The sequence below is a fragment of the Deinococcota bacterium genome (genome assembly GCA_030858465.1).
GTDB lineage: Bacteria > Deinococcota > Deinococci > Deinococcales > Trueperaceae > JALZLY01.
Genome location: JALZLY010000384.1, coordinates 1 through 11,744, shown reverse-complemented (window position 1 = coordinate 11,744; position 11,744 = coordinate 1). Strand labels below are relative to the sequence as shown.

Genomic DNA, 11,744 nt, shown 5'->3' with positions numbered 1-11,744 from the left:
TGGTTCTTGAGGTTCCAGCGGGCGGGGTGCATGACACACCCCTAAGCTCGGTAAACTCGTCCAACCCTTCCGGTTTGGCGCGAGTGAGAACGAGAATCCCCTGAATTTATTCATGGGGAGTGTCAAGCCAAGCCCGTCCAAGGGGACGTGACCCTTTAGCGCCCGTAGCAGTTAGCGCCCGTAGCGGCGTTCGCGGTCTTGAAAGCTTCTGAGGGCGCGCAGGAAGTCGACCTTGCGAAACGAGGGCCAGAAGGCGTCGCAAAAGTAGAACTCGCTGTAGGCGGTCTGCCACAGCAGAAAGCCCGAGAGGCGCACCTCGCCCGAGGTGCGGATGACGAAGTCGGGGTCGGGCGTGCCCGCGGTGTAGAGGTGCTGGCCGATCTCGTCGGCGCCGATTTCGCCGGCCAGCGCGTCCACACTGACGCCCGCGGCGACCTTTTCGCGGACGAGCCGGCGCACCGCCTCGGCGATCTCCTCGCGGCCGCCGTAGCCCACCGCGATGTTGACGAGCATGCCGCAGTAACTTTCGGTCACGCGCTCTAGGTTGCGCAGCGCGTCCTGCACACCCTGCGGGAAGTCCTCGATGCAGCCGATCAGCCTCACCCTGACCTTGTTCTTGTGGAGCCTGGGGTCCTGGGCGAGCTCGCTCGCCTCCTTGGCGAAGAGCTCCAGGAGGTGGGCGACCTCGCGGGGGTCGCGGCCTCGGTTGTCGTTGCTGAAGACCCACATGGTGACGTGGCTGACGCCCACGTCCAGGCACCACTCGAGCACGTCGCGCGCCTTTTTGGCGCCGTAGTCGTGGCCGGCGCTGGTGCTCGTCAGGCCCACCGAGCGGGCGAAGCGCCGGTTGCCGTCCATGATCAGGCCCAGGTGCCGGGGAACTCTGCCGCTTCTCGTGATAGCCGCGCTGAGCCGCCTTTCGTACCACCAGTAGAGCGGCCCCGTGAGAAGGCGCCAGACCCCGAGCGCCTTGCTGGCGACGGGCAGGGTGAGGGGGTGGCGGAGGACGGAGTTCAAAACTGTTTGGTTATATCACGTCCGCGCGGGCGGCGTCGCGGATTTGCTCACGTTCGCTCTCACGTTCGCTCTCACGTTCGCTGTGTCTACTTACACAATGGTCTATCTGGGTCTACTTGGCGCCGCGCTGCGTCAGGACCACGATGACGGTCTGCACCAAGATGATGATGTCCCACCATATCGACCAGTTGCGGACGTAGTGGGCCTCGAGCTCGAGGCGCTCGCCGAAGGTGAAAAAGTTGCGGCCCGAGACCTGCCAGTGGCCGGTGATGCCCGGCTTGGCCTCGAGGATGGTCTCGCCGTAGCCGTTCATGTCGGGGTACTCGCGCGCCAGGTAGGGCCGCGGCCCTACCAGGCTCATCTCGCCGGCTAGGACGTTGGCGAGCTGCGGCAGTTCGTCTAAGCTGTAGCGGCGCAAGAACCTGCCGGCGCGGGTGATGCGCGGGTCGCCCTCCAGCTTGTGAAAGCGCTCGTACTCGCCACGCAGGCCGGGGTCGGCAGTGAGCAGCTCCGTAAGCCGCGCCTCGGCGTCAGTGAACATGGTGCGGAACTTGAGGCAGCGAAAGACCCGGCCGTCCTGGCCCAGCCGCTCGCTCTGGTGAAAGGCCGGGCCGGGGCTGTCTGAGCGCACCCAGAGGTAGAGCAGGACCAGCAGGGGCAGGCTGAAGAGGAGCGCCAGCGCGCCCAGGACCAGGTCCAGCACACGCTTGACCAGGCGGTTGCGTTCGGAGTGAAGGCCGTTGCGGACTTCCAGGGCCAGCCCCTCGTCGAGCGAGCTGGCGTAGACGTCCGTGGCGGGCAGGCCGGCCAGGTCGGGCACGAACTGCACCTGTCTAAAGGCGCGGCCCTTGCGGCCGATGAGATCCGAGAGCACCGCGCGCGACACTCGCGGGATGGCGACGATGGCGTGGTTGACGTCGGCGGCCTCGGCGTAGGCGTTGGCGTCGTCGAGGCGCCCGCGCACCCGCAGGCCCGCCATGACCGTGCCCTGCTTGTCGTCGTCGTCGTCGAAGAGGGCGACGGGCATCAGGCCCTCGAGCGGCCGCCGCTGAAGCGCTCTGGCGATGCGCTGGCCGGTGGCGCCCGCGCCCAGGATAACCACCGGCCGCCCCCACAGCCCGGCGCGGTGGAGGAGCCGCTTCATGAGCGCGCGGCCGAGCGGGCAGAGCACCATGCTGAAGAGCACGGTGAGGAGCAGGACGCTCCTGGAGACGGCCAGCAGGTCGCCGAAGAGCACCGTCCCCGCCGCCACGATGAGGCCGGCGTAGAGGGCGCCGGTGACCTGCCTCTGGAGCTGCCGGGGAGGCGTCAGGCCGTAGCCCGGATAGAGGCCCTCGCGCCAGTACATGGCGGGCCACAACAGGAGCGCGTAGGCCAGGGCGCGCCAGAGTTCGCCGAAGCCCTCGAGGGGGCGGCCGAGCAGGACGTGGGCGAGCGCCGCCAGATAGAGTGCCGCCACCGTCATGAGGTAGTCGGTCACAGGAAGGGCGAGGCCCACGCCCGCCTGCCTGGGGAGCTCGCTCCTCTCCCTCTCGCTCACGCGGAAGTGCGCGGCGCGCCAGCCCGCCACCGCAGCGAGCGGGTAGAGGACGCCGCCGTAGAGCAGCGTGCTGTCGAAGAGGTTGGCGATCAGCAGCGCGCTGAGCACCGCCAAAAAGGCCCAGTCGCGCTTGCGCCAGGCGCGCTGCGACATGGCTCCCAAAAAGAGGCCGAGGCCGAGGAGGCCGACCAAGCCGCGCTCGAAGAGCATGCCGAGCGGCAGGTTGTGGACGTGGGCGGGGGTGTGGTGGAGCCTGCCCCGCTCGGGCCAGGCGCGGTCGAAAAAGGCCGCGAAGCTGTCCCGGCCCCAGCCCCATAGGGGGCGCTCCAAAAAGCCCACCCAGGCCGCCTCCCAGTAGGGCAGCCGCGCCACCCTGAGGCCCAGGCCCCTGCTGGCGGGACCCGGCCGGTAGGGGCCCGCCGCCTCGCCCTCTTCGATCTGAAAGCCGGCAAAGGCCGCGGGCGCGCCCTGGCCCTGGCGCTGGTCGGGCGCCAAGCCCACCGACCAGTAGAGCGGCGCCTCGCCCTCGTAGATAAAGCTCACGAAGACCCGCCGCCAGTCGCCCTCGACCCCCAGGACGCCCGCGTCGAGGACGCGCCCGGGCCCCCTCGAGTGGACGCGCCAGGAGCCGCCCTCGAGGGCCCCCGCGACGAACCAGGGCTCACCGCGCAGCGGCTGCCCCCAGCCCTGCAGGCCCGGCCGTCCCGGCGAAGCCCTTATCCAGGCGCTCAGCGTGTAGGGCAGGCCGGCGCGGATGGGGATCACCTGCTGCAGCCGCAGCCACTCCTCGGCTTGCGTCTTGCGCAGCTCAAAGCGCGTCAGCGTGCTGCCACCGAGGTCTACCGTAGCGGCCTTGACCGCGACGCCCAAGGCGTCCCACCAGTCACCCGCGGCGATCTCCGAGCCCTGCACCAGGTTGGGCCGCTGTTCGGCCGGAGGCAACAGGTCGACCAAGAAGCCCACCCGACCCCAGCCCAGCGCGGGGCCCAATCCCGCCGCGATGGCCAGCATGAGCGCGAGCAGGAGGGCCTCGAGCAGGTGGGCTCGCCGCGTCCTCTCGTGGCCGATAAAGACGAGGGCGACGGCCACCACCACCCAGGCGATGGCCGCCTCGCGGCTGCCGGTGACCAGGATGCCCAGGGCCGCCAAGGCCAGGCTCGCCATCCGCTTGCGAGGGTCCGTGAAGAGGATGGCGATGAGCGCGCCGAGCGCCAAGATGGTGTGCCCGTAGAGCGCCGGATGCGAGTCCCAGACGATGGCCTGGGCGACGGTCTTGGCGTAGCCGAAGTTGAGCTGGTCGATTCTCAGCCAGCTCAAGGCAACCACCGCGCCGAGGCCGGAGAGCAGGCCCAGGCCGAGGCCCTGCGAGTGGGCCAAGGCGCGGCGGCCAAAGCCCATCTGGCTAAAGGCCTTGTAGACGAGCCAGGCCGCTAAGACCTGCAAGGACCCGAAGAGCAGGCCGCTCGGGCCCTCGTGCAGCCCCAGCGGCAGGGCCAGAACGAGGGCGGCCAGGAGCCAGAGCGCATCCGAGCGCCTGAGCGTCCAGCGCGCCCCAAAAAAGAAGAGCAGGCCGATAAAGGGGCCGTAGGAGGGCAAGAGCGCGACGCCGAAGCCCATCAGAAAGGCCAGTCCGCGGTTGATGGTCAGTGAAGTCATAAGCTGGGCGCGAGCGCGCCCAGCTATCTTATCAGCTATCTTGTCCTGCCGGGTCCTGTCGCGCGGCTCGAGGCGTTTACCGGCTCAGGGCCGGACGCGTCATGGCCGCGCCGACGAGGACCAGCGCGAGGACGTAGAGCTCTGGAGCGCCCAGGGTGTAGTCGAAGAGGTTGCTGACGAAGAGCGCCGCCAGGGCCGGGAGGGCGTGCCGGGCCCGATGGGCGAGCAGCGTTCGCAAGAGCAGGTAAAGGGCCAGGCCCAGCCCGGCGAGGCCGACCAGGCCGAACTCGAGGCCGAACTGCAAGACCAAGTTGTGGGCGTGGGCGTAGGTTTGCGGGTTGCTGTCCCAAAGGACCCGCAGGAGCTGGTCGGAGGCGCTGCCCAGCCCCCAGCCGAAGACGGGACTCGCGCTGATGAGCTGCCAGGAGGCCGCGTAGACTTCCATCCTGGTGCGCCCGGCGACGCCGAACTGGAGGCGGTCCAGGGGCTCGAGGCTTCCGAAGGTCAGCGCGAGCACGGCCGCGACTGTGAGCGCGACTATGAGTGCGACCGTTATGCGTGCGACCGTTATGAGTGTGGCTGTGAGGAGGAGCCGGCTCGAGCGCGGCTTGGCGGTCGCGGCCCACAGCGCTACCCCGAGCAGATAGGCCAAGAGCGCGCCCCTCGAGCCCGTGGCCAGAATCCCGGCGGCGGCTCCGGCCACGGCCATGAGGCGAAGAGGCCAGGACCGGGCCGTAGCGAGCGCCAGCAGGCCGAGCACCGCGAGCTGGCCGCCGAAGACGTTGGGATGAAAGGTGAAGCCGGTGGCGCGCTCCAAAGCGGGAAAGAACAGGCCCCAGCGCTGCGCGAGCGCCCAGCCGCCCAGGGCCAAGGCCAGGGGGCTCAGGCCCTGGATCAGCCCGGTGCGCGTCGCCGCCTGCCAGAGTACGTGCCAGCCGCCGACGGCCAGCACGGACAAGCCGGCGGCGCCGAGGACGACGAGCGCGGTGACGGCGCGGTCGAGCCCGCCGCGGCGCTGCCGGCTTATCCCCTCCAGGGCGCTCAGGTAGGGCGTGGTCTCGCCGCCGAGCTCGAGCTGCGCGCCCGTGACGCAGACCGCTAGCGGCCGCGTCACGTCGTGGTTGACGAGGAGCAGGAGCAGGGTGCTGCTGCTGTCGACCGTGACCAGATTGCTGTGCGTCACCCGCTGCCAGTCCGAGGTGAGGGTATGGCCGCTGGGCGGGCTGTGGACCGCAAAGCCGCCCGCCTGCAGGTGGACCTGCCGACCGTCTGCAGAAGGCGCGTAGCTCCTCAGGTAGAGGCTGCCGGTCACCTCGTAGACCCCGGGGGCCAGCGCCACTTCGGCGGACGGCGTGGCGTAGGAGTGCGGCGCGGGGGCGAGCTCGAGGCAGTCGGCCTCGGCGTTCGTGGCCTGCGGGGGCGCGGCCACCCTGCCGACGAGGCGGAAACCTCGCCCTGCCCACAGCCCGGCCTTCTCCGAGTTGGCGACGAGGTTGGCGCGCTCGAGCCGCGGTGCGGGCAAGAAGGGCAGCCTGAGCGCCGAGGGATAGGGCGCCAGCAGCGCCGCCGGCAGCATCGCGCCGAAAAGGGCGGCGGTGAAGCCGAGGCTAGCGAGCCTGCGCCCGCGGCATAGCCAACCAGCCAGCCAACCGGCCAGCACGCTGCTCGCCAAGGCCAGGACGGGCAGGAGCGCCGCGGCGACAAGGCTGAGGAGTCCCCAGAGGCCCCACACGCCCAGGCGCCTCGAGCGGTTCACGCTCAGCCCGCGCCGTCCCGCTCGCGTTGCCAGCTTGCATAGGAGCTCTCGAGGTAGGCCGCCAACTTGTCTCTGAAGCGCTCCTCGGCGAAGCCGCCGGCGTGCTCGCGAATCGCCTCGGGCCTGAAGTCCTGCCGCGCCGCTTCGAAGCGCGCCACGGCGTCCTGGAGCGCGGCCACCGTCTGGGCGTGGAACAGCAGCCCGGTCACGCCGTCCCTGACCGTCTCCAGGACGCCGCCCTTGCCGTAGGCGATCACCGGCGTGCCGCAGGCCTGGGCCTCGACGGGCACGATGCCGAAGTCCTCCTCGGCCGCGAAGACGAAGGCGCGGGCGCGTTGCATGTGATCCCTCAAGACCTCGAAGGGCTGGTAGCCCAGGAGGGTGACGTTCGGCCCCGCCGCCGCCCTGACCCTGGTCAGCTCGGGTCCCTCGCCGATCACCACCAGGCGCTTGTCGGGCAGCCCGGCGAAGGCTCGGGCGATGAGGTCGATCTTCTTGTAGGGGACCAGCCGCGAAGCGGTCAGGTAGAAGTCCTCCTTGTCGCGCCGCAGGGCGAAGTCGCGGACGTTGACGGGCGGATGGATGACCGTGGCCTCGCGGCGGTAGATCTTCCAGATGCGCCGGGCGATAAAGCGGGAGTTGGCCATAAAGCCGTCGACCCCGTTGGCCGTCCGCGCGTCCCACAGCCTCAGCCGGTGCAGGAGCACCCGGGCCAGGGCCCCCTTGACGCCGCGCTCGAGTCCCGACTCCCTCAGGTACTGGTGTTGCAGGTCCCAGGCATAGCGGGCCGGCGAGTGGACGTAGGAGAGGTGGAGCTGGTCGGGGCCGGTAATGACCCCTTTGGCCACGGCGTAGGAGCTCGACAGGACGAGGTCGTAGCTAGACAGGTCGAACTGCTCGACCGCCAAGGGCATGAGCGGCAGGAAGTGGCGGTAGTGGCGCCGGGCCAGCGGCAGCCCCTGGATGAACGAGGTGTGCACCGGCTTGTGGTGGATAAAGCCGCGCTGCGCCTCGGGCAGGAAGTCGACCAGGCTGTAGAGCTCGGCCTGGGGCAGGAGCTCGAGGATCCCCTCGAGCACGCGCTCCGCGCCCGCATAGGTGACGAGCCAGTCGTGGACGACGGCGACGCGCAGCCCCGGCAGGACCCCTCGGCTCCCGGCCTGCGCTGGAGCCGCGCCGGCGTGAGCCGTCACGCCAATACCCCCTCGAGCACCGTAAGCGTCTCCTGCGCGCAGCGGTCCCACGAGAACTGCCCCGCCCGCTTTCGCCCACGCGCGCGCAGCGCCTCGCGCAGAGCGCCGTCCGTCAGCAGCGTGCGAATCTTGGCGGCGATATCGGCGGGGGCGTGAGGGTCGCAGTAGAGCGCGGCGTCGCCGCAGACCTCGGGCAGGGACGCCGCGCGCGAGACGATCACCGGCGTGCCGCAGGCCATCGCCTCGAGCGGCGGCAGGCCGAAGCCCTCGTAAAAGGAGGGCAGGATCAGCGCGCGCGCGTGGATGACGTGCTGCCGCAAGCTGTCGGCGCTCAGGTAGCCGGTAAAGCGAACGCGCGCGCCGAGCGCCTGGGCCCTGGTCGCGACCGCGCTGTCGGCCGTGACGAAGCCCTCGCGCCGGCCGACGATCACCAGGTCGTGCGGCAGCGTCGCCGCTACCTGCGCAAAGGCCTCCAGGAGCCCCGCCAGGTTCTTGTGCGGCTTGACGTTGCCGACGAAGAGGAGAAAGGGCCGCGGATGGGGGTTGCGGCTGGCCTCGAGCTCGAACCACGAGGCGTCGACGCCGAGGTGAACGACGTGGACCTGCCCCTTGCCCCGCCCGGTCAGCCGGAGCAGTTCGGCCTTGCTGAAGTTCGAGACGGTGAGAATGGCGGCCGCCTTGTGGCGAACCGCCCCGAAGAGCGCCCTGGCATAGAGCCTTTTGTGGGGGCCGCCCAGGTACTGCGGCAGCGCCAGGTGAAAGGCGTCGTGAACGGTGACGAGCAGCCTGCCGCGGTAGAGGAGCGGGATGTTGAAGTGAGGCGCCCAGAAGAGCTCGGTATCCCGGGGCAGCAGGCGCGGCAGCCGGTACTGCTCCGCCGGCGAGTAGATGGCCGCGGCGCAGTCGGCGACGCTTACCCCGGCCCCCCGCGCCCAGGGGAAAGCGGCCAGCTCCGAGCTCTTGCCGACGAGCAGGAAGCGCTTGTCCGGACGGGCGCCGATTACTCTGGGCAAGAGGTTTTGCAAGTAGGTGCCGACGCCCGAGGCGTTGATCATGCGTGCGTCGATCACGATGCTCATCGGTTGAGCAGGTCTCGTCTTATCCGCGGCGCGAGCTCGGCTGAAGGGGCTGATAGCGCAGTACGGCCGAGGAGCGCGTGCGCCGTCAGCCCCAGCGAGCTCCAGAAGTAGAGGTTGATGGGATAGACCTGAAGGTAGGGAATGACGTTGGCGGCGATAAGGATGGTCAGCGCGAAGAGGCCGACGTTGCGGTAGAGCGGGGTTGTGGCGGTGAGGGCCAGCCACAGCAGCGGCGCGACCAGCGCCAGGAGCAGGAGGATTCCGGCTAGGCCGCTGTTCTGCCACAGATAGAGGTAATAGTTCTCGCTGAAGCTGCTGGCGTCGCCAAAGAGAAAATCGTCGGGCGCCGCGCCGACGACCTGCGCGCTCGAGGCGAAAAAGTCCTCGAGGTGCAGGAGAACGCTCGGCAGCTTGCCCTCCCACCACCGCGCCGCGTGCGCCGCGTGCGCCGCCGCGGCGGGCGACGCGAGATAGACGAGGGCGCCGGCGAGGAGCGCGAGCGCACCGGTCAGCAAGGGGAAGGCGACTCGTGCGCGCACCCGTTTCACGCGGACGACCTTGACCAGGAGATGCCTGAGCAACACCAGGCCGCCAAACAGCCCCAGGGCCCCGTAGGCGCTCAGGCTGAAGGTCATCAGGATCATCACGGTCAGCGCCGCCAGCTTGAAGGTTTTGAAGCGCACCCTGCCGGAGAGGAGGATGGCGAAGAGAAAGACGCAAAAGATGCCGTAGCCGTTGGGATCGTCCATGATGCCGCCAAAGCGCGGGCTGCCCGGATAGGCGTTCCAGGGAAGGCGGCCGACGGCGTAGTAGAGCGCGACCTGGACGAGCCAGTAGGGCAGCGACATCCACAAGGCGAGGTTGGCGAAGCGAAACAAAAAGCGCTTGACGGATTCCGGCGGCACGAACACGGGCGCCAAGACGAGCATGACCGTGTAGAGCCAGGGGTAGCGAAAGCCGTAGAGCAGCGTGGTGCCGAGGGGCTCGCCCCTCGCGGCGTTCCAGAGGCTGGCAACGAGGCCGGTCGCCAGCGCCGCGGCCGCCAGCGTCGCGACTGGAAAGTACCAGCGCGAGATGCCCGTTCCCCCCCGGCGCTTCAAGACGAGCGCCAGGGCCAGGAGCAGCAGCGTGGCCAGAGCGATGTCCTTGAGGATCTGGAAGGCGATCGGGGTGGGGGTGTAGCCCGCCACGGCAAAGGGGCCGCCGTAGCCGAGAATATAGCGGTAGCCGTAGTGCGCAAAGGCGAACAGCCAAAAGAGGAGCAAGATGACGCTGGGGGAGGCCAGCCGCTGAGCTCTAGAGATTTTTCGAACGAGGATCAGGTTCATAACTTTCCGGCGGTCACGGTTCCTGCCGCGCCTACCAGCTTACCGCTAGAGCGCGTCATGGTGGGGCGCTTTCCCCCTTCGGCCTGTGAGGAAGTCAAGGTAGGCCCTCATGACCGCGCGCGCCTTGCCGAAGCGGAGCCGCAGCAGCCTCGAGACGAGCAGGCTGCGGCCCACCGATACCAGGAGGGCGCTCGGAAGATAGTGCGGATAGAACCTCTTCATCAAGAAGAGCATGTTGCGCGCCACGTAGTAGTCCTGACGGGCGCTCTTGTAACCGGCCGAGCGCCCCTCCTTGTGCCACACCCTGCTCCCCCAGGCGTAGCGGAGCTCCCAGCCGGCGAAGCGCATGCGCAAGCACCAGTCCGTCTCCTCACGGTACATGAAGTAGCTCTCGTCCATCAGGCCTACCGCTTCGATCGCCTCCCGCCTGACCAGCATGCTCGCCCCCGAGAGGTGATCCAAGGCCAGCGGCTTGTCCCAGCTGCCGTCGTCGCGGGCGTCCCGGCCGAACTCGGTGGTGAGGCCCAGGGGCGCCAAGAGCCTGCCGCCGCCCGCCGCCTGAAGCCTGTCGGGCGCGTCGTAGAAGAGCAGCTTGGAGCCGACCATGCCGACGCTGGGTTCGGCCTCGGCGGTCTCGACCAGTTTCGTCAGCGAGGCCGCCTCGACCACCGTGTCGTTGTTGAGGAGCCAGACGTAATGGGCGCCCCGCTCGAGCGCGTGACGGATGCCCAGGTTGTTGCCGCCGGCGAAGCCCAGATTGGCGCCGCTCTGGATCATACTCAGGTCTGGGCGGGCCCTGCGAAGCTCCGCCTCCGAGCCGTCGGGCGAGGCGTTGTCGACGACGACGGTTTGGCAGTTCGGGTAGTCCAGCCCCTCCAGAGAGTCCAGGCACTCGAGGGTGTCGCGCCAGCCGCCATAGTTGAGCAGGACGATGTGGACGAGGGGAGAGCGGTCGCCGCTTGGGGTCATGGCTGGATGCTGGTCATGGCTGGATGCTCGCCCGATCCAAGGCGCCGCCCAGCGGCGGGCGCTTCGGCTCACGGTCCAGGCGTTCACGGTCCAGGCGTTCACGGTCCAGGCGTTCAGGGTCCAGGCGTTCACGGTCCAGAAGCTCATGATAGATGCCCAGGTACTTGCGGGCGTGGTCTCGAGCGTCGAAGTAGGCCAGGCCGAGTTCGGTGCAGCGCCGGGACATCCCCGGGTAGTCCGCGGCCATCTCCCGCAGGCGTTCAGCGAGCGCGTTCTCCTCGCCCAGCCGAAAGGTGCAGCCCACCCGGTGCTCCGTGACCAGACGCGAGGCCGCGCCGACCGTCTCGTTGACGATGACCGGCAGGCCGCTACAGAGGTATTCCCCCGTCTTCGAAGCGATGACGGTCCAGGCGATGCGCCTTTCGGTCTCGGTCGTCACCCTGCCGTAGGGGATGACGCTGTAGTCGGCGCTCTGGAGCAGGCCGGCGACCTCCTCGGGACGCTCTCCCTTGGCAATAACGATCTCGCCCTCGAGCAGCCCGCGGGCGACCAGCGTGCGCACCAGCCCCTCCCGGTCGGCGCGCGTGACGACGAGCAGGCCGGTGTCGCCGAAGGTCGCCCGGAACACCCTGTAGACATCCGCGAGAACCTCGGCAGAGTACCAGCCCTTGGCCTCCAGATTGCCCAGATAGACGAGGACTTTGTGCTCTGATGCTAGGGTCACTAGACCCGCCCTAGTGGGCGCATGAGCGGGCAGGCCGAGGGCGCGCCGCCGCGCCTGCTCGTCACAGCTGCGCCTGAAGATGCGGGTGTTGGTGCTCGTCGGGATGGTGACGATCCGTGCCTTCGGGCTCCTCTCCAGAAGGACCTGGCCGAGCGTGTCCGAGACGCTCACCACCCGGTCGGCCTCCGCTAGCAGGGCTCGCTCGGCGCTCTGCCAGAGCTTGTGGTGGAGGCTGCCCTCGCTGAACGCCCCGAAGAGCAGCCCTTCGTCGACGAACAGGCTTCTGGGGTCGAAGACCAGCTTGCAGGAGACGCCGAGAAGACGCTTCGCCCAGCGCATCAGGTTGGCGGCGTGATAGGACCTGCAGTGGACGATATCGATATGGTGCTCGCGGATCAGCCTCCTGACGAGCAGGAGGTGGGCGGTGTAGAAGAGCGGCAGGGTGAAGGCCCTCGAGTAGAAAAAGCGCGGCAGGACAGGAA

8 protein-coding genes are annotated in these 11,744 nt (G+C 69.0%); all 8 read right to left on the bottom strand.

Annotation, left to right across the window (positions count from 1 at the left end; translation table 11 throughout):
* Positions 1-171: 171 nt before the first annotated feature.
* Positions 172-1,017, bottom strand: coding sequence for a polyprenyl diphosphate synthase (gene uppS / locus M3498_18940; GenBank protein ID MDQ3461345.1), 846 nt, complete (start codon positions 1,015-1,017; stop codon positions 172-174).
* A 112-nt stretch (positions 1,018-1,129) separates the two neighbouring features.
* Positions 1,130-4,213 (bottom strand): undecaprenyl-phosphate galactose phosphotransferase WbaP, encoded by a 3,084-nt coding sequence (gene wbaP / locus M3498_18935; protein ID MDQ3461344.1) that lies wholly within the window; start codon positions 4,211-4,213, stop codon positions 1,130-1,132.
* A gap of 76 nt (positions 4,214-4,289) precedes the next feature.
* Positions 4,290-5,969, bottom strand: a complete 1,680-nt coding sequence (locus M3498_18930) for an O-antigen ligase family protein (GenBank protein ID MDQ3461343.1) — start codon at positions 5,967-5,969, stop codon at positions 4,290-4,292.
* 2 nt (positions 5,970-5,971) lie between these two features.
* Positions 5,972-7,102: a glycosyltransferase family 4 protein gene (locus tag M3498_18925; GenBank protein ID MDQ3461342.1), complete on the bottom strand. Its 1,131-nt coding sequence runs from the start codon at positions 7,100-7,102 to the stop codon at positions 5,972-5,974.
* Between the two features lie 56 nt (positions 7,103-7,158).
* A complete protein-coding gene (locus M3498_18920) occupies positions 7,159-8,241 on the bottom strand; it encodes a glycosyltransferase family 4 protein (protein ID MDQ3461341.1) in 1,083 nt (360 codons plus the stop codon).
* On the bottom strand, positions 8,238-9,569 hold the full coding sequence (locus M3498_18915) for a hypothetical protein (protein ID MDQ3461340.1): 1,332 nt from the start codon (positions 9,567-9,569) through the stop codon (positions 8,238-8,240). The genes M3498_18920 and M3498_18915 overlap by 4 nt, the downstream gene beginning before the upstream one ends.
* Positions 9,570-9,614: 45 nt before the next feature.
* A complete protein-coding gene (locus tag M3498_18910; protein MDQ3461339.1) occupies positions 9,615-10,538 on the bottom strand; it encodes a glycosyltransferase family 2 protein in 924 nt (307 codons plus the stop codon).
* Between the two features lie 13 nt (positions 10,539-10,551).
* Positions 10,552-11,744: glycosyltransferase (locus M3498_18905; protein MDQ3461338.1), on the bottom strand; the 1,193-nt coding region annotated here is incomplete at its 5' end.

Coding starts and splice junctions, on each gene's coding strand:
- wbaP (MDQ3461344.1), bottom strand. CDS start 4,213: ATGACTTCACTGACCATCAACCGCGGACTGGCCTTTCTGATGGGCTTC.
- M3498_18920 (MDQ3461341.1), bottom strand. CDS start 8,241: ATGAGCATCGTGATCGACGCACGCATGATCAACGCCTCGGGCGTCGGC.
- M3498_18915 (MDQ3461340.1), bottom strand. CDS start 9,569: ATGAACCTGATCCTCGTTCGAAAAATCTCTAGAGCTCAGCGGCTGGCC.
- M3498_18910 (MDQ3461339.1), bottom strand. CDS start 10,538: ATGACCCCAAGCGGCGACCGCTCTCCCCTCGTCCACATCGTCCTGCTC.